This window comes from Nibrella viscosa (assembly GCF_039541875.1).
Lineage (GTDB): Bacteria > Bacteroidota > Bacteroidia > Cytophagales > Spirosomataceae > Nibrella > Nibrella viscosa.
This window is the reverse complement of record NZ_BAABHB010000001.1, coordinates 372,114-389,794: the sequence shown is the minus strand read 5'-3', so window position 1 is coordinate 389,794 and position 17,681 is coordinate 372,114. Positions and strand designations below refer to the sequence as shown.

Here is a 17,681-nt window from a genome sequence, read left to right as displayed (position 1 = left end):
CTACTCTACCGATTATTCAATCTGCGGACGGACAGGTTGCAGGCCGCCGAGGTTACGCTTTTGTTCGTTCGGCGGGTTCGGTTGACGTGAAAAACGTCCCGATCAGGTGACCCGACAGGTGAATGTGTAGTGTTTGACCGCTCCACACGATTAACATCCGCTTTGGCCAGTGTTGTCCGGCCAAAGCGGATGATGATGGCGGTTACAGCTTTTTGTTCTTGACGCCCTGATCGAAGTACAGCCAGTCGATGTGAAACAGGGATTTACGTTGCGCATCCGGATTGGTGAACACAAAGTACAGGTCGTGCAGCCCTTTGGTGGGCTGAACCGGCGCCGATACATCTTTCCACTCTGTTTTCAGATCCTGAACGTTGCCGGCCGGCACGGTAACCGTACTGACCACTGGGCCGCGCAGGCTGTCCAGATGCAGCTCAATGCGACCTCCTGCACCATGCGCCTGCAGCCGGTATTTGATCTGATCGACCTGGGCCAGGTCCAGTTGCCGGAACATTACATAACTGTTGTGCCGGATGTTGGTGATGTACGAAATAAAGCCGGTATTCTCCGTAGCAATAACTACGCCCACATTCCCCTGATCGTTTTCTTCCATCTGAATCTGCGGATGGCGCAGGACCAGATGCTTTCGGGTGGTCAGCGGTTCGATGCCGTTGGCTCCTTTATCGGTATAGCCGGCCAGCAGCACGTACGCGCCTTCGGTACCTTTGCCCTGATGATCCTTTAAGGCGAGCTGCCCCTGGAGCGGCAAACGGGTGGGCTGTTCGCTTACCGCCAGGATGTAACGCACCATCTCTTCGGCGTCCTGTTTGGACAGATGCGGATGCGCCGACATGGCATACTTGCCCCAGTTGCCGCTGCCGCCTTTAATAACCTTATCCGCTAATTGATCCACTACTTCGGTCTTGCCTTTATACCGGGTCGAAATGGCTTTCAGGCTGGGACCGATGGACGTTTGATCGGTGGCATGACAGGTTTTACAATCCGAAGCCGCCATCAATTTTTCGCCCTGCAGGTGGGCCGCTTGACTACCCGACAGCACACTGGCCAGGTCTTTGCCATAAGACAGGTAGTTGAAGGCAACCGTTGTTTTCGACGGGTCAATCGTTTTGTCTTCGGCATCCCGGATGCTGATGCGGTAGTCAAGCGCCGAGTTATCCCAATAGAAGGTCTGATTGGCGTTGGAGCTGATTTGTACCTGCGGGGGTGTATTGCCTACGTTTACCGAGGTAGTCGCCGAGCCCTGACCGCCATGCTGATCGGTTATCGTCAGCGCAATGGAGTATTTGCCCGGTTTGTCGAACGTGGTAGCCACTTCTTTACCTTTCAGGGTTTTGGTGCCGATTTGCCAGGTAAAGGTAAGCTGATCGCCCGGATCGTAGTCCTTTGAACCGGCCGCCGACAGGCTTACTTTCATCGGCGCAGCGCCGTAACGTTTGTCGACCCGAATGTCGGCTACGGGGTTGCGGTTGCCTTCGGCGTATTCTACGCGAACCAGGCTGGCGTCGGTGTTGCTGGCAAACCAGTTGGTGCCGTAGTTCAGGATGTAGAGCGCACCGTCTTTGCTGAACTGGATATCGATGGGCGCCACCAGCTTCAGGTGGCTCAGAAACGGCTCCATGCTCACGTAGTTACCGGCTTTGTCGAGCGTAACGGCCATGACCCACCGCCGAACCCAGTCGTAGATCAGCAATTTACCGTCGTAATAGGCCGGCAGACGGTATCTGGCATTCGGAAACTGATCGCGGTAATACACCGGCCCCGCCATAGCGCTGGCCGCGCCCTTGCCTACCAGCGGGAAGCGTTTGGACGGTCCCTTGCCGTACCAGATCAGCGCGGGCTGAGCCGGAGGCAGCTCTTTGATGCCGGTATTGTGGGGGGAGTTGTTGACCGGATGCATCGGGTCCTGCTTAGGCCCTTCCTGCTTGGTGGCAAAGTCGTATTTCGGAAAAGCCTCATTGTTGCCCAGAAAATACGGGTACCCAAAAAAGCCGGGCTTGCGGGCCTGGTTGATTTCGTCGTAACTCAGTTTACCTTCTTCGGCCGCCACCTCCGAATCGGGTCCCACATCGCCCCAGTACACGTATTTGGTTTTGGGATCGACCGATATGCGGAAGGGATTCCGGCAGCCCATCACATAAATCTCTGGCCGACCTTTTGAGCCGTCTTTCGGGAACAGATTACCGTCAGGAATCGAGTACGAACCATCCGATTCCGGTTTGATGCGCAGGATTTTACCCCGCAGATCGTTGCTGTTGGCGGTAGAGGCCTGGTCGTCGGACAGTTCCCGGCCCGGCCGTTCGTCGGTGGGGTTATGGCCTTCAATTTCCTCGGCATTCGTATTGTCGCCCGTAGAGAGGTACAGCAGTCCGTCCATGAGGGTCATGTACCCCGCCGAGTGGCAGCAGTATTTACGCTGGGTAGGCACTTCCAGCAGGACTTTTTTAGACGCCTGCACCAGTTGATCACCCCGTAGTTCGAACCGGGCCAGATGGCTGATCCACTTCTCTCCGCCTACGCCATAGTACAGGTATATCCAGTTGTTCTTTTCGTAATCCGGGTCAACGGCCACGCCCAGCAGGCCATCTTCAATACCGCTGAACACGTTGAGGTGAGCAATGGTCTTTAGCTGCTTCTGCCCCGCATCGTACAGTTTAACCGCGCCTTTCCGCTCAATAATCAGCACATTATTGTTAGGCAGCAGGCCCATCCCCATGGGCTCATCCATCCCCTGCACCAGCGGCATGGCCGTAAACCGGCTGCTGTCCGGGGCCTCCGTGCCAGCGAAGGGTAAGGAGTTCTCCAGTTTCATCCGCTGCGAGGTAAAGGCAAAACACAGCGTAGCCAGCAGCAAAAAGGCATTAATCAACTTCATGGGTGTAATACAGGATTTAGAAAAGCGACAGCCTGACCGCTACTTAGCTTGAGTGCTGCTACTTGGAAAGTTCACCTAAATTTACGACTTTATTAACTCGTCCCATCAACGGATCACTGAAACCAGCCTTTCCTGTTTCTACCCGCCCGGCGTATCGCTGCTCGTACATCTCCAAACCAACTACTTTTACGCTGACATCATACCAGTTGTAGCTGTTCTTCAGGTCAAGATCAAGCACCAGACTGGCTCCCTTGCTGCCGGCTTTTGCCAGCGTAACCATTTGCGGCTTCGCCTGATAGGCATTGTCGAGAATCTGTACCTGGTATGAACGACCGGGATCGGTATTTTTCAATTGAATAGACACATCGCCGGTGAACTGAGTTCGAGCATTCTTCGGGTAAACACAGGCCACTTCAATGGCCGGTTGCTGACGTCCGCCCGCAAACTCCCGGTAAAAGCCGTTGGGACCGTACACCCGCAGCGGATGCGCCCCCGTCCAGCTATCGGTCAGGGTATCGCCTGCCGCTACGGTATAGGAACGGACGTTGACATCGTTCTCCAGGATTTCGTAAACGTGGAACGGCGCACCCAGCGCTTTAGCACCAAACATTTTAATGCCGGCCGACAGTGTCAGCTCAAACTTGCCATTGTTCATCCGGCCATCGGCGTATAGTTCATACGCCAGCGCACAGGAGGGTCGCACGCCCTTCTCCTGCCGTGGCATATAGGGGGAATTGGCGTTGAACTGCGCGATCTCCTCGTTGGATAAAGCTTTGTAGCTGGCCGGTACTTGTTTGAACTGGGCCTTATGAATGCTTTCGATAAAGGGAGTTTTCGCTACCGAAGCGGGCCGATTGATCTTTTCTCCCTGATAAGGCCGGAATACCGATGTCAGGTCTCCGCATACCGTCCGGCGCCAGCTACTAATGTTGCTCTCCTGAACGGGTTTTCCTTGTTTGTGGCTCAGAAAGCGCTCCAGAAACTGCAGCACCGAGGTATGGTCGAACACCTCCGAACACACATACCCGCCCCGGCTCCACGGCGACGCAATCACCAGCGGCACCCGGAAACCCAGGCCAATGGGCCCGGTACGCCCCTGTCGTCCGCTCTTACTACGAGCTTCCTCCTGCTCCTGCCCGACGAATTCCAGCCGGGCATCAATGCTTTTGCTGGACAGTCCGGTTTCCGGCCGGTCCGGGTGCGCCGGTACGAAAGGGGGCACGTGATCGAAATAGCCGTCGTTTTCGTCGTAGCACAGAATAAAGATGGTCTTTTTCCAGACCTCCGGGTCCTTCGTCAGAATATCCATGACCTCCGAGATGTACCAGGCACCGTACCAGGGCGCGCCGGGGTGATCGGAGAAGTTTTCGGGGGCCACGATCCAGGAGACGGTCGGCAGGTTGCGGCTCTGCACATCGGCGCGGAACTGGTGCAGCACATCACCTTTGGGCACGGTCATCTGCCGTTTGGTATCGCCATCCTGGTACGTTAGGGTGGATAGCTTCCGGTAATCCGGATCGCCGGTATTGGTAGTAAAGGCTTTTTCGTGGAGGTGTTTGCTGCGCTGCGGTACGGCTTTGTATTTGTCGGGAGCGTAGGCTACCAGATCATGCTCCACAATGGACAGGAATCTCCGCTGGTTCTCTAGCTCCCGTTTTGTCTTTGGATAGTCTTTGTCGCTCTCCGGCAGACTTTGCAGCTTCGCTTCCAACGCTTTTATCCTGTCGGGCAGCACCTGCTGCTGTTGCCGGATGAACGGATAATAGGCCGGATGGAATCGCACCTGGTACTGCGAAAACCACTCGATGGGGTTGTCGGTGAAGTTGCTGAGCCAGGCATCTTCATCGCCCGTCAGGCCTGTCGGCAGGCTGATTTCGTTCTGGTAGATTTTCCAGCTAATGCCGTGGTCCTCTAGCCGCTCGGGAAACGTGGTCCAATTCACCTCCGAATCGTACGATACGTTTTCGTTGCGGACATTGGCCATGGCCTTCGGGTCTCGTGGGTCGCGCACGGTGCCGGTCCAGAGGTACAGGCGGTTGGGCGTGGTACCGGTCAGCGAGGAGCAGAAGTTCTGGTCGCAGATGGTAAAAGCATCGGCCAGGGCGTAGTAAAACGACAGGTCCTCCCGGTCGTAGTACCCCAGCGTCAGAGGCATATCGGCATACTCTTTATTGCCGGAGCGTTTCGAGTCGAGCCATTTATCGTACTTGCCGCCGTTGCGGGCATCCACCTGGTTTTCCCAGGAATGCGGCAGGGCACTCATCCAGGTCGCTTTGGTATCCCTGATATTCAGCCGGAACGGGGTAAAGGTCTGCCCAACCGCGTTGGTTTGCAGCCAGACTTTATTTTTGTTCGGCAGATCAATAGCCCGTGGATCGTTGAAGCCCCGAACACCCTGCAACGTTCCGTAGGCATGATCAAAGGAGCGGTTCTCCTGCATCAGAATCACCACATGCCCGGCATCCAGGTAGGTAGTGCCGGGCTGCGGATCAATGGCAAACGCCTTCTGCACCGATTCCGGCAGAAGGCCCGACAGGCCGGTCGACAACAGGGCCGCTTTCTTTAAAAATTCTCGTCTTGAATCCATCCGTTAAACCAGTGAAGCGTTTCGGTGTGTAGTGCTTCAAAGGTAAAAAAAGCTGATTTACCAGAATGGCTCGCTGGGCAAAAGTTAATAAACCCTTTACAGAGGGGTTACCTGAACCGGAGGCAATGAGGTAACGGTTACTGCCGGCGGTTGACCAGAGCCTTCTCTACCTCCTCTTTGTAGTTGCGGCCAATAGGAATCTGATTACTGCCCAGCAATAGCCGGTTGCGCTCAATGCGGGTAATGCGCGATAGGGCAACTATGAAGGATTTATGCACGCGCAGGAAACGGCCTGGCGGGAAAATATCCAGCATGGCTTTGATGGACCCTTTAATGACGATCTTGCCCAAATTGGTGTAGATGATCGCGTAATCTTTCAGCCCTTGGATATAGGTTACATCCTCAAAGTTGAGTTTGATCCGCTGAACACCACTTTTGACAAAAATCCATTCAGGCGGAGTTTCGGCCGGGTCACTTCTGACCCGGTCACTCCTGACCCGGCCTTCGTCAAATCGGGAATTCTGTTCTTTTAGGGCCAGGAAGTCGCGTATTTTTTCGACGGCCTGCAAAAAGCGAGGGTATGCAATGGGTTTCAGTAAAAAGTCGATGACGCCCAGTTCAAACCCTTCAAAAGCATAGTTGCGGTAGGCGGTCGTAAAGACGGTGATGGGTGGATGGGTGAGTGCTTTCAGAAACTCGATGCCGTTCAGACCGGGCATCTCAATGTCCAGAAACAGCACATCGGCCGAATGATTTTCGAGGTAGACCAGTGCTTCGCTGGCGCTGCCAAACAGCCGTATCGATTGGACAAAATCCAGCCGGCGGAGATAACTATCCAACACATCACACGCCAGTGACTCATCGTCGACCACCACACAGTTCAGCATCATCGATTCCAGTCAGGCCCCTCCTGTTCAATTGACAACGCGGTTCAGCGTATAACTCAGGTTCTCGTTGCCCACCCTGAAATTACGCTGCTGATCCAGCATGAACAGCACATTATCATCGCCTTTCAGCAGGTAAACCGATACATCTGGTTTGTCGGAGTCCAACTGGTATACAACGGCGTTCGGGTCGGATTTTGTGCCCCGGACAATGGCCCATTTACCTTCGCGGGCAGCCGAGCGGTTCAGGGTACCGCGCAGGCGGTAGGTCGTGGGTTCATGGGTATTGGGGTTCAGGTAGAGGGTTAGCGCCCATTTCACTTTGATACACTCCGGCCCCACGGCAACCTTCCAGTCTCTGGCAATCTCGGAACAGGGAAAGCGCCCGTGAAACTCCCCCACCACCGCAATGCCACCCGGTACGGGCGTCCGCGAGGTAGTTTTCGACGGCACATTCGTCAGCCTGGCTTCCTGCGCCCAAACCGGCTGCCAGCCAACCAATAAACCAATTAACAAATTAACTATAGTTCTCATCGCCAGAATGTTTATTTTTGATTCCAGACGTTAGACACTGAATACTAGACTCAATAAAACAAGTAGCGATGTCTAATGTCTAATTGTATTGGTTAATAAGGTTGTTTTCTCTATTGCTCCGTAGGAGCCAGCGGTTTGTAGCATTAGCCCTGTTGCGGCATCTCCCTCTGCCCTGTAGGGGCAAGCCAATAGTTGAGGCTTGCCCCTACAGGGCAGAGGGGTAATAGCAGACTTTTCTGGTTCTATAAACCGCTGGCTCCTACAGAGCAGGCTCCCAACCATAACCTCATCACTTGATACCTCTAATGTCTAATGTTCAATGTCCAGAATTGAGATTTTCATTTCCGGTTCAACGTATAACTCCAGCCTGCGTGGCCAATCATCAGCCTGCCTTCCCGATCCAGCAGGTGCAGCAGCTTGTCATCCAGCCTGACGAAGGAAATAGCGGCTTCCGGCGTATCCGGATTTAATACGAATACCTCCCGGTTGCCGGCCTCTTTACGAATCACCCATTTCCCTGTTTTCTCCAGGCTGGTTCCCCCATTGAGAAAGTCCATGGTGCTCGGTTTGGTCATGCCGTAGGTATACTTGAGTGTATATGTAGTGGGTAACTGATTGCGCGGATCGCGTTGAAGAGCTAAACGCCATTTGATAAACTCGCACGAGATCTCTGCCGGAATGGATAACATCCCCCGTGGGATTATATCGCAAGGGCTGCTGGCTACAAAGACAACCGGTTCCGGCGATGCCGGGCCGGCCTGTATCAAACAAGTTGCTATCAGGAAAAACAAGCCAATTCTGATTGCTTTCATACGTAGTACGTATTTTAATGGGAGAGCGTTTTACTCGGTTAATGAGATATACAGGGCCGCCCGGTAGGTATCCGGCCGGTCTTCGGTTTGCAGGGTATAGCGGCCCGGATAGAGTAGTTCCAGTCGTTTACGCAGATTGGTCAGGCCGATGCCTTCTTTGTGGTTCTTCGGCCGGGCCTTTGGTTTGTTGTTCTCCACCGTCATTTCCACGGCGGTTGGGTTTAGGTTCAGCGTGCCGTGCAGCCAGGCATTTTCGGCCTGCTTACCCACTCCGTGCTTAAAGGCATTCTCCACCAGCGGCAGCAGCAGGAGCGGGGCAATTTCCTGACCGTTCGGATGACCGTTGATGTGCAGATCAATCTCGGAATGATCTCCGCAGCGTATTTTCTCCAGTTCGATGTAGTTCTGCAGGTAGCTGATTTCCTTGTCGAGCGGTACGCGGGCATCGTCACTATCATACAGCATATACTCCATCATCTCCGAGAGCTTCAGCACCATGTCCGGAGCCAGATCGGATTTCTTCAGCGTCAGGGCATACAGATTATTCAGTATGTTGAATAAAAAATGCGGGTTTACCTGCGAGCGCAGAAAATTCACTTCGGCCTGTAGCTTTTCAACGGCTATTTTCTGTAGGATACGCTGCTGTTCGTACCAGTCGATGCTCAGCTTCAGGGGCACCATCAGGCCCAGATACCATAGCGTGCTGAAGAAATTGTACGACAGCGTTTCGACCCAGTTCCGGCTGCGGGTAGGGGCAATGATGAATCCGTACATGAAATAATCGTACAATACCTGTACCAGCAGGTAACCCAGAATGGACAAAAGCACCAGCGAGAAATAACGGAGATAACGCCCCGGCAGCAGGTAGCGGGGTAACAGATAATGGATATTGATATACGCTATTGCGATCAGCAGCAAAACCCGGATAATCACGCAGGCCGCAAAATACGGCAGCCCGGCCTTATAGATCAGGTAGCGCCTTTCGTACAGGAAGAAGCCGGTAATAAATACCCAATAGGCTGTATGCACCAGCGCGTATTTAACGGTGGTAGTGCGGTTCGAAAGCGGTATTGCGATGCGTTTATCCAGAAAATCCATACCCTCAGGCCTGCTGTAAACTCATGTAAATGAACACAAAAGATTTGTACAGGAGAAATAATATCGACCAACGCCCCAAAAAGTAGAGGAACGAAATTAACTCCGCGCTTGTCTACTTTTCTGACCGTTGGTCTACTTTCTTTGGCGAGGAGCGCAGCGTATGCTTGCTTTGTTCAGACATTCATCAAACCAGGTCATACCATGAAAACGAAATCTTTTGTTCTGCTTGCCGCGATAACGATTACACTGCCGGCACTGAGCCAGACGGCCAGAGTTGGTGGGCCCTGCGAAGGGTGCGAAGCGATTTATGAGAGTCCGGTTCCGGCTGAGAAGCTGGATATGTTTGCGAAACTGCCCGACGCTGCCTGGGAAGGGAAAAAGCCCATCGGTATCAACGGCATTGTGTACAAGGCCGACGGCAAAACACCGGCTTCGGGGGTGATTCTGTATATTTACCATACCGATCAGACAGGTAAGTACACCGCCAAAGCCGATGCCAAAGGCTGGGAAAAACGACACGGCTCCCTGCGCGGCTGGATGCGCACCAACGAAAAAGGCGAATACAAATTTGTAACACTCCGGCCCGTCGCCTACCCCGGCCACTCCGACCCGGCCCACATCCACATCATCGTAAAAGAGCCGGGCCTGAATGAATACTACATTGATGAGTATCTGTTTGCCGATGATCCCCTGCTTACGGTCGCGCAAAAACAGCACCTGGAGAACCGGGGCGGCAGCGGCATATTAACGCTCAAAGATGTCGGCAATATGTACAAAGCTGAACGGCACATCTACCTCGGCCGGAACATTCCGAATTATCCGACGAACCAGTAAAGGTTATCGTATCCTCTCCGACGACTATCGTTTACCAATTGTCGAGACCTTCGGCTCAGTTTGGCCGCTGCCCATAGCAGTAGCAAAGTCCGTCGGGTGCCACGACGAAAAATACGTTCCATTCGGTCTCACCGTACTTTTGCCGGCTAAAATCAGACAACTCTTTGGTCAGGCCATTGGCTTTCAGTTCAGCAAACGCCGTTTCGACATCATCTACCTCGAAGAAGCAGCCGTCCTGCGTTGGCTCACCACCGTTTTCGGCCAGGCCAATCTGTATACCGTCGCGGTCGAGTATGGCTGATTGATATGGTATGTCATGGCGGGTAACCACCCGAAAGCCCATCCTGGTCTCGTAGAAGGGCAAAGCGGCTTCCACGTCTGCTACGGGTAAATTCATTTTGTCTTTTTGGTATGGCCAGGCCTGTTTGATACTTCCTTTTGCGGTTTCCATTCGTATTGTTGTTTTAGTTCTTTACTACATACAACACAATGCTAAAAACGGCACAACGTAATCTTTTTACGGTGTGCCGTCTTATTTTAAAGAAGCTAAACCAGGGCTGTTCTGAAATTATCCGCAGGCAAGCACAGCCTATTCACTGTGTAAGCTTTTGACCGGATTGATCAACGCGGCTTTGAGGGCCTGATAACTGACCGTCAGCAAGGTAATCAGCAACGCCCCGGCACCGGCCGCGATAAATACCCACCAGGGAATGTCGGTGCGGTAGTCGTATTTCTGAATCCAGTTGTTCAGGAAATAGTAGGCAATCGGGCTGGATAGCAGGCAGGCAATAATAACTAACAAAACAAAGTCTTTGGAAAGCGTTGTTTGTAATAGTCTGGTTTACGATGGCGTCGGCGCACAAACGGCGGCAGTACGGATACCACATTGAGCAAGTACCGCAGGGTTGCCTGTGGTTTTCCGCTTCGCTTGTACCAATGGGCATATAATTCATCCAGATCTCCTTCAACCTCCTCCAGGGTTTCCTGGGGGTGAAGCGTAGTAAGGAGCCACCGGACCCAGCGGGGTGGTCCGTCGGGCTGTGGTTTTGACTTTATCGGATTCATAGGCCGCTGAGTCGAAGAGCATGGGGTGGAATCAGTTGCCAAAGCTCCTGCCGAAGCTGTTGAATCTCTTTCAGCGCCCGGCTACCCAACGCGGTTATCCGAAACAATCTTTTGCGCCGTCCGCCCCGCTCGGTGGTGGCTCCGCCCAGCTCCGAAGTCACAAAGCCTTTCTCTTCCAGACGGATGAGCGTATTGTGGACGGTGCCAAAGGTGACCAGCCGCCCCGTATGTTCTTCCAGCGCCTGGCTGACAGTGACCCCATAAGCTTCGCTGTTCAGAATAGCCACCATGAGCAACACCATTTCTTCAAATTCACCTAAATACGTGCGACGCATACCGGTTCAGGATTAGTCTCTATTTTATCGTACAAATAGTTTGCCAGGCTTTTTAAACCAGCAAAACAGCACCAAAGCGGCCGATTACGTATTCGATAGCTGGTGTTTATGTCCGCAAATGGACAGGGCTTGTCCTGCCATGGACACTGAATCGTCTGCCCTATAAAAAGGGTTTATGCTGTTGGAAGGGTGGTATTTGTAAAGAAAATTTAACTTTGCCGTCATCGCACGACATTCTATAAACCACTGCATGGAATCTATAACGAAACCGTCAAAGACCGAAACCCTCGACCGCAAGAACGCGGAGGCCCTCCTTGGTGGGGGCCAGAAGCGCATTGATGCCCAACATAAAAAAGGAAAACTCACCGCCCGCGAACGCGTCGCCCTGCTTATGGACGAAGGTTCGTTTGAAGAGATCGGTAAGTTTGTGATGCACCGCACCAAAGATTTTGGTCTGGACAAAGAGTATTACCTCGGCGATGGCGTGGTGACCGGTTACGGTACCATCGACGGGCGGCTGGTGTACGTCTTTGCGCAGGACTTTACCGTATTCGGCGGTGCCCTGTCGGAGACCCATGCCGAGAAGATTTGCAAGATCATGGACCTGGCCATGCAGAACGGCGCACCTGTGATCGGCCTGAACGATTCGGGTGGTGCCCGGATCCAGGAGGGTGTTCTGTCGCTGGCCGGTTATGCTGATATCTTTTACCGCAATACGCTGGCTTCCGGTGTCATCCCGCAGATTTCGGCCATTATGGGGCCGTGCGCGGGGGGGGCCGTGTATTCGCCGGCCATCACGGACTTTATCATGATGGTGGAGAATACCTCCTATATGTTTGTGACCGGGCCGAACGTGGTTAAGACGGTAACGCACGAAGAGGTAACCTCCGAAGAACTGGGTGGGGCCTCTACGCACAGCACCAAATCGGGCGTAACGCATTTTGCCTGCGCCAACGAGCTGGAATGTATCCAGTACATTAAGCGTCTGCTGAGCTACATCCCCCAAAACTGCGAAGACGAACCGCTGCGGCTACCCTATGAGCCCACCGACGAAACCCGGCCCAACCTCAACACGCTGATTCCCGACAACCCGAACCAGCCGTACGACATGCGGGAGATTATTGAGGAGTTGGTCGACAGAGGCAGCTTCTTTGAAGTACACAAGAACTTTGCCGAGAATATCGTGGTCGGCTTTGCCCGGCTGGCGGGTCGGAGCATCGGCGTGGTAGGCAACCAGCCGGCCGTGCTGGCGGGCGTACTCGACATCAACGCCAGCACCAAAGCCGCCCGGTTTGTGCGCTTCTGCGACAGTTTCAACATTCCCTTGCTGGTGCTGGAAGACGTACCCGGCTTCCTGCCCGGCACCGACCAGGAGTGGCACGGCATCATTACCAACGGAGCCAAACTGCTCTACGCCTTCTGCGAAGCCACCGTACCCCGCGTGACCGTAATTACCCGCAAAGCCTACGGCGGGGCCTACGACGTGATGAACTCCAAGCATATCGGGGCCGACATGAACTACGCCTGGCCCACCGCCGAAATCGCCGTGATGGGTGCCGGCGGAGCCGCCGAGATCATCTTCAAGCGCGAGATTGCCGAGGCCGACGACCCGCAGGCCAAGCTTCAGGAGAAAGTGCAGGAATACACCGAGAAGTTTGCCAACCCCTACCGGGCCGCCCACCGGGGTTACATCGACGAGGTGATCTATCCCGAACAGACCCGCCATAAGCTGATCCGGGCCTTCCAGATGCTGGAAAATAAAGTAGCGTCGCTGCCCAAGAAAAAGCACGGGAATATTCCCTTGTAAACGAGGATGAATCCAAATAAACCGAATAAGCCTACCGGAATTATGAAAACGTTTCTGGTGGGCTTTTTAATCATTGTTATTCTGGCCTTGCTGGTCGGCTGGTTATCGACTACCTTTTAGGTCTGTAACCTTTGTTCAAGCATTGCATGCAACCCACCGAATCAGTAAACCAAACGCCACCTGACCCAAACCCGAACAGCCGGCCATCACAAAACGGCTCCGGACCGGGAACCTGCATACCTGGGGCCGTACCTGATTCTGCCGGTTCGCTTCCTGCTGGCGCTGCTGATTCAACTGGTCGTCAGTCAGTTGCTCTATCGCAACCAGCCGAATGCCATCGAAAAAGTCCGGTCAGTGGTTCACCGTCTACGGCTCGCTGATTGATCTGGGGAGCCTTATTCAGCATCATCGTTTTTCCGGTGGTCTGGGGCTTTACGGAGGAGATCACCTACGCCGGCTACGCGTTTCCCCAGTTGCAGATCATTACCAAAAATACCTGGATTGCCTACGCCCCGGTTGCTTTCTTCTGGGCGTTCCAGCACGTGGTTCTGCCGCTGCGATTCAATCCCAATTTCATACTATATCGCTTTTTCTCGTCGCTGCCCATCGCGCTGGTGGTGTTGCCCATCTACATGAAGAAACGGCGGCTGTTCCTGTTTATCGTGGCGCATTGGGCGGCTGATTGTCTGTCGGCGGTGTTGGAAACTATGTGATGTCCAAGCCAGCATCCCTGCTGGCCGGGATAACCGTTCACAAAAAATTTTTGCCGCTCAATAGGGGGATACCGCCGTTCGGGTGTCTTATGGGTGGATTAGTGGCTTCCTGAACAAAAGTATGGTAGCTTTGCACCGTACACGTTTATGTAATTTGGTGCAACTAACTGACCAGGAAATACTTACCGCCATCCAGCAGGGCAACGAGCGGGTTTATGAGGCTGTCTTCCGGCAGCACTATAAGCCGCTATGCCAGTATGGCTACAGTTTTCTGAAGGATTGGGATGATACGGAAGAAGTGGTCCAGTCGGTCTTTTTGACCATCTGGGAGAAACGCGAGGGGCTGGAAATCACCTCATCGCTGAAGTCCTACCTGTACCGGGCGGTGCACAACCGCTGCCTGAACCGGATCAAGCACCTGGCCGTGCAAACAGAATACCAGCAGCACGTTAGTACCGATATAGGACAGGCATTTGAAGCCCCGGTTCAATCATTGCTGGCCGGGGAATTATCGGAGCGACTACAAGCCGCCATCCAGCGCTTGCCGGAACAATGCCGGCTGGTATTTACCATGAGCCGGTTCGATGAGCTGAAGTACCAGGAGATTGCCGACCAACTGGGTATATCCAGTAAAACGGTAGAAAACCAGATCGGAAAAGCCCTCCGCATCCTGCGCACCGAATTATCTGAATACCTCGCCATCTTTCTCTGGCTGGGTATCCGGTGGCTGGAAGGGAATTAGGTTAAAGTCATTAGTTGTTACGGGGTCGCCCGGCGGTGAATAGTTGTCAGTAAATAGTACTAAATGCAAACAGTAGAGAGGTCCAGCGTCTAACGTCTGGTATCTAACGTCTCGAAGTATCCTGTTTAATCCTTTAAATCCAGTAAATTCTGGTTCTTGATGGACACACCCGAACACCCCATGAACGACGACCTGCTGGGTAAATACCTGGCCGGGGAGGCCGATGCGGCTGAGTCGGAACGGGTACGGCAATGGTTGGGCGAGGACAAGGTTTACCAGCAGGAGTTCGACCGATTTGAACAGATCTGGGAGGCCGCCGGACAGCTTAACCGGGAGGCTCCGGTGGACACCGATGCCGCCTGGTTGACGATAAAGAGCCGGATGGCGGCTACCAGCAGCCCGGCTCCCACGACGCAGGACCCAACCGTACCGGCACCCAGGCAAGCTGCTCCTCCCCCGCCACTCTCTCCGGTAGAATCTAATCCGACGGAGGAGGCTAACATCCGACCGTTGTTAAGCCGTGGCGCTACACCCTGGCGGACCTACTGGCGGGCGGCCGCTATGATTGCGCTGGTATGCACATTAGGGTGGCTCGCTTTCCAGAAATACCTGAATAAGCCGGAACCGGCTGCGGTCGCCATTCAATCCGTAACCACCACCAACCAGAAACAGGAACGCACACTGCCCGATGGTACCAAAGTAACTCTTAATCGGGGTAGCCGGCTTAGCTTCCCACAGGAGTTCAGTGGCGACAGCCGCGAGGTAACCCTCTCCGGTGAAGCTTTCTTCGAGGTCACTCCTGATCCGGCCCGACCGTTCCGGATCAGGGCCAAAGGCACCACCGTGCAGGTACTGGGTACCTCGTTCAGCGTACGGGCCTACGACGAGAACGTGAAAGTAGCCGTGCGTACCGGTAAAGTGAAATTTACGGCGAAGCAGAAGGAAGTCACCCTGGTGAAAAACGAAACGGCCGCGTTCGATGCCGCCGGCGACACTATCCGAAAACTGCCGAAGCTGGATGCCAACCTGTTCGCCTACAAAACCGGTCAACTGGTGTTCAAGGATGAGCGGCTGAGCGATGTTGTCCGGACGCTGAACGAGGTGTACCAGGCTGATATACACCTGAGCAATCCAGGTTTGCAAAACTGCCGTCTGACCGTCCGCTTCGATAACCAGAGTCTAGATTATGTATTGACCGTAACAGCCGAGACACTGGGTCTGCGCGTCCGCCGGGAAGGTACCCGCACCGTATTGGAAGGCGACGGCTGTGCCCAGTAAATTTTGAGGGCGTGTAGGGGTAGCTGTCTGCTGGATTGTCCTATCCGCAAATGTCACGATTACCACCATGTATCCACACCGTTTTTGTCTGTTAATCATCAGTTGGCTGAGCCTGCTTTCTGCCTCCGCGCAACCAGCTCCTCCCCTCGAACGCGTTGTCTCTGTCGACGTCCGGGGTGAACGCCTGGGCAATGCCCTCAACGCCATCAGCCGCGAAGGCCGATTCAACTTTTCGTACAGTCCGACCGTCGTTAACGAGAACAGCACGGTCAGTTTGCGGGTATCGAACGCCACCGTGCGTGAAGCGCTGAACCAGTTGTTCCGGGGTACGGTCACCTACAAATCGCGGGGGAACCACATCATCCTGCTCCATGCCGATCTGCCTGACGAAACCGATACACCGAAGCACTTTTACCTCGACGGCTACATCATCGACAGCGAAACGGGTCAGAAACTGAACCAGGCCAGTATTTACGAGAAAACAACACTGGCCTCGGCCATCAGCAATCCTTACGGCTATTACCGCATCAAACTCCCAACGGCCATCCCGACGCTGCGGCTGGAAGTTCGAAAGCAGAATTATTTCGGCGAAACCGTAACAATCTCTTCGCGGCAGTCGCAAACGCTCACTATTCGGCTGACCCCAACACCGGTTGGCTCCGGACTGCAACCGCTACCCATCCGCAAATCGGTTGACACCAGCCGGATGCAGGCGGCTATCTCGGTTCAGCCGGTACAGCCCGTTCTGGTGGCATCGGCCGATTCGAGCAAGCCGCTGGCCCGCAAGAGTTGGGAGCAACAGAAGCAGGAGTTTAAAGAGTGGATTCTGACTACCAAACAGGAGATCCACGATGCCAACCTGGCCGGTGATACGCTGTACCGCGATGTACAGGTATCGTTGCTGCCGTTTATCGGCACCAACGGCAAACTCAGCGCCCGGGTCATTAACCGCTTTTCGTTTAACATCCTAGCCGGCTATTCGCTGGGCGTAACGGGCCTTGAACTGGGCGGTATTCTCAACGGCGTACGGGGTAATGTCGACGGCGTACAGGTCAGCGGGTTCGGCAACGTCGTGGGCGATGAAGTAACGGGTATTCAACTAGCTGGTGCCGCTAACGTGGTGCTGGGCGGCATGAAAGGCATTCAGCTTGCCGGAAACACCAACTTCGTCCGCGCCAACATGGATGGCGTACAGGCGGCCGGCTTGGCCAATATTACCCTGGGCGGTATGGATCGGAGTCTACAGGCGGCCGGTCTGATGAACATGACCCTGGGCGATATGACCGGCTTACAGGCCGCCGGATACCTGAACATTGCCGGCCGGGCGTTCAACGGTGTTCAGGTGGCGGGGGCTGGCAATGTAGTCGCCGGCAGTGCGCGTGGCCTGCAGATTTCCGGTGCGCTGAACGTAGCGGCCCGCGAACTGGAGGGCTGGCAGATCAGCGGCTTCATCAACAGCGCCAGACGCATTTCCCGCGGCCATCAGATCGGCCTGTTCAATTTTGCCGGCTACTCCGAGAAAATGCCGATTGGCTTGTTTAGCTGGGTGCAGCAGAACGGCTACCGGCGGCTGGAGTTTACCACCGATGAGGTCAATCTGGCCAACATCACCTTCAAAACCGGTCACCGGGCCTTCTATAACATCTTTACCACCGGCAGTACCTTTACACGCATCGACCGCCCGTCCTGGAGTGTTGGCTATGGTCTGGGATCGGCCGTTAACCTCCGGCGCGGCTGGATGATGAACTTCGACGCCATAGGCAACTACATCCTGCCCGACAACTGGAATTATTTCGACGAGGGCAGTATGCTGCTCCGGGTGAATATGGGTATCGAGAAAAAACTAACTCCCCAACTGGCGCTGGCTATTGGTCCATCGGTGAACTGGTTTATGAGCGGCAATGAGGCCCGTATGCCGGCTACAAGAGCCAATATCCCCCTGTTCAGCTACCGCTACAATACCGATGGCTTTGCCTCTACTGCCTGGGTTGGCTTTCATGCGGGGATACGTTTTTGTAATCGGTAAATAGAACGCGGATGACGCTGATTAACGCAGATAAAATTTAAAAAATTCGCGCTAATCTGCTCAATCTGCGTCATCC

General features: G+C 54.1%; 15 protein-coding genes and 1 pseudogene. 6 read left to right on the top strand and 10 right to left on the bottom strand.

What is annotated here, in order from left to right; genetic code table 11:
- Positions 1-202 precede the first annotated feature (202 nt).
- The 6 genes from ABD931_RS01655 to ABD931_RS01630 form a co-directional block, all read right to left on the bottom strand.
- On the bottom strand, positions 203-2,890 hold the full coding sequence (locus ABD931_RS01655; RefSeq protein WP_345263281.1) for a PQQ-dependent sugar dehydrogenase: 2,688 nt from the start codon (positions 2,888-2,890) through the stop codon (positions 203-205).
- A gap of 58 nt (positions 2,891-2,948) precedes the next feature.
- A complete protein-coding gene (locus ABD931_RS01650; protein WP_345263279.1) occupies positions 2,949-5,477 on the bottom strand; it encodes a phosphocholine-specific phospholipase C in 2,529 nt (842 codons plus the stop codon).
- Positions 5,478-5,614: 137 nt separating this feature from the next.
- Positions 5,615-6,367, bottom strand: a complete 753-nt coding sequence (locus ABD931_RS01645; protein ID WP_345263277.1) for a LytR/AlgR family response regulator transcription factor — start codon at positions 6,365-6,367, stop codon at positions 5,615-5,617.
- 24 nt (positions 6,368-6,391) lie between these two features.
- Complete coding sequence (locus ABD931_RS01640) at positions 6,392-6,895, bottom strand: hypothetical protein (RefSeq protein ID WP_345263275.1); 504 nt, start codon at positions 6,893-6,895, stop codon at positions 6,392-6,394.
- Between the two features lie 338 nt (positions 6,896-7,233).
- Positions 7,234-7,707, bottom strand: a complete 474-nt coding sequence (locus ABD931_RS01635) for a hypothetical protein (RefSeq protein WP_345263274.1) — start codon at positions 7,705-7,707, stop codon at positions 7,234-7,236.
- 30 nt (positions 7,708-7,737) lie between these two features.
- The gene (locus ABD931_RS01630) at positions 7,738-8,805 is read right to left on the bottom strand and encodes a sensor histidine kinase (protein ID WP_345263272.1); all 1,068 of its coding nucleotides are present in this window, start codon (positions 8,803-8,805) and stop codon (positions 7,738-7,740) included.
- 201 nt (positions 8,806-9,006) lie between these two features.
- Between ABD931_RS01630 and ABD931_RS01625 the strand changes: the two genes are divergently transcribed.
- On the top strand, positions 9,007-9,639 hold the full coding sequence (locus tag ABD931_RS01625; protein ID WP_345263270.1) for a dioxygenase family protein: 633 nt from the start codon (positions 9,007-9,009) through the stop codon (positions 9,637-9,639).
- Between the two features lie 55 nt (positions 9,640-9,694).
- Here ABD931_RS01625 and ABD931_RS01620 read toward each other — a convergent pair whose 3' ends face one another.
- The 4 genes and pseudogenes from ABD931_RS01620 to ABD931_RS01605 form a co-directional block, all read right to left on the bottom strand.
- On the bottom strand, positions 9,695-10,090 hold the full coding sequence (locus ABD931_RS01620; protein WP_345263268.1) for a VOC family protein: 396 nt from the start codon (positions 10,088-10,090) through the stop codon (positions 9,695-9,697).
- Positions 10,091-10,228: 138 nt separating this feature from the next.
- Positions 10,229-10,459, bottom strand: a pseudogene (locus ABD931_RS01615) (ABC transporter permease); the annotation flags it as partial.
- Positions 10,435-10,704, bottom strand: a complete 270-nt coding sequence (locus ABD931_RS01610) for a permease prefix domain 2-containing transporter (RefSeq protein WP_345263266.1) — start codon at positions 10,702-10,704, stop codon at positions 10,435-10,437. The pseudogene ABD931_RS01615 and the gene ABD931_RS01610, both read right to left, overlap by 25 nt.
- Positions 10,701-11,039, bottom strand: a complete 339-nt coding sequence (locus ABD931_RS01605; RefSeq protein WP_345263264.1) for a PadR family transcriptional regulator — start codon at positions 11,037-11,039, stop codon at positions 10,701-10,703. Before ABD931_RS01605 ends, ABD931_RS01610 begins: the two co-directional genes overlap by 4 nt.
- Before the next feature lie 250 nt (positions 11,040-11,289).
- Between ABD931_RS01605 and ABD931_RS01600 the strand changes: the two genes are divergently transcribed.
- From ABD931_RS01600 to ABD931_RS01580, 5 genes are all read left to right on the top strand, one after another.
- Entirely contained in the window at positions 11,290-12,846 is a 1,557-nt protein-coding gene (locus tag ABD931_RS01600) for an acyl-CoA carboxylase subunit beta (protein WP_345263262.1), read from the top strand.
- 380 nt (positions 12,847-13,226) lie between these two features.
- On the top strand, positions 13,227-13,559 hold the full coding sequence (locus ABD931_RS01595) for a CPBP family glutamic-type intramembrane protease (RefSeq protein WP_345263260.1): 333 nt from the start codon (positions 13,227-13,229) through the stop codon (positions 13,557-13,559).
- A 157-nt stretch (positions 13,560-13,716) separates the two neighbouring features.
- Positions 13,717-14,301, top strand: a complete 585-nt coding sequence (locus ABD931_RS01590) for an RNA polymerase sigma-70 factor (RefSeq protein ID WP_345263258.1) — start codon at positions 13,717-13,719, stop codon at positions 14,299-14,301.
- Positions 14,302-14,460: 159 nt separating this feature from the next.
- Complete coding sequence (locus ABD931_RS01585) at positions 14,461-15,579, top strand: FecR domain-containing protein (protein WP_345263256.1); 1,119 nt, start codon at positions 14,461-14,463, stop codon at positions 15,577-15,579.
- A gap of 67 nt (positions 15,580-15,646) precedes the next feature.
- The gene (locus tag ABD931_RS01580; RefSeq protein ID WP_345263254.1) at positions 15,647-17,605 is read left to right on the top strand and encodes an STN and carboxypeptidase regulatory-like domain-containing protein; all 1,959 of its coding nucleotides are present in this window, start codon (positions 15,647-15,649) and stop codon (positions 17,603-17,605) included.
- Positions 17,606-17,681: the final 76 nt, after the last annotated feature.

Excerpts from the sequence above, each read along its gene's own strand:
- ABD931_RS01605 (WP_345263264.1), bottom strand. The coding sequence starts at position 11,039 with ATGCGTCGCACGTATTTAGGTGAATTTGAAGAAATGGTGTTGCTCATG.
- ABD931_RS01635 (WP_345263274.1), bottom strand. The coding sequence starts at position 7,707 with ATGAAAGCAATCAGAATTGGCTTGTTTTTCCTGATAGCAACTTGTTTG.
- ABD931_RS01610 (WP_345263266.1), bottom strand. The coding sequence starts at position 10,704 with ATGAATCCGATAAAGTCAAAACCACAGCCCGACGGACCACCCCGCTGG.
- ABD931_RS01585 (WP_345263256.1), top strand. The coding sequence starts at position 14,461 with ATGGACACACCCGAACACCCCATGAACGACGACCTGCTGGGTAAATAC.
- ABD931_RS01625 (WP_345263270.1), top strand. The coding sequence starts at position 9,007 with ATGAAAACGAAATCTTTTGTTCTGCTTGCCGCGATAACGATTACACTG.
- ABD931_RS01655 (WP_345263281.1), bottom strand. The coding sequence starts at position 2,890 with ATGAAGTTGATTAATGCCTTTTTGCTGCTGGCTACGCTGTGTTTTGCC.
- ABD931_RS01620 (WP_345263268.1), bottom strand. The coding sequence starts at position 10,090 with ATGGAAACCGCAAAAGGAAGTATCAAACAGGCCTGGCCATACCAAAAA.
- ABD931_RS01580 (WP_345263254.1), top strand. The coding sequence starts at position 15,647 with ATGTATCCACACCGTTTTTGTCTGTTAATCATCAGTTGGCTGAGCCTG.
- ABD931_RS01650 (WP_345263279.1), bottom strand. The coding sequence starts at position 5,477 with ATGGATTCAAGACGAGAATTTTTAAAGAAAGCGGCCCTGTTGTCGACC.
- ABD931_RS01600 (WP_345263262.1), top strand. The coding sequence starts at position 11,290 with ATGGAATCTATAACGAAACCGTCAAAGACCGAAACCCTCGACCGCAAG.
- ABD931_RS01640 (WP_345263275.1), bottom strand. The coding sequence starts at position 6,895 with ATGAGAACTATAGTTAATTTGTTAATTGGTTTATTGGTTGGCTGGCAG.
- ABD931_RS01645 (WP_345263277.1), bottom strand. The coding sequence starts at position 6,367 with ATGATGCTGAACTGTGTGGTGGTCGACGATGAGTCACTGGCGTGTGAT.
- ABD931_RS01630 (WP_345263272.1), bottom strand. The coding sequence starts at position 8,805 with ATGGATTTTCTGGATAAACGCATCGCAATACCGCTTTCGAACCGCACT.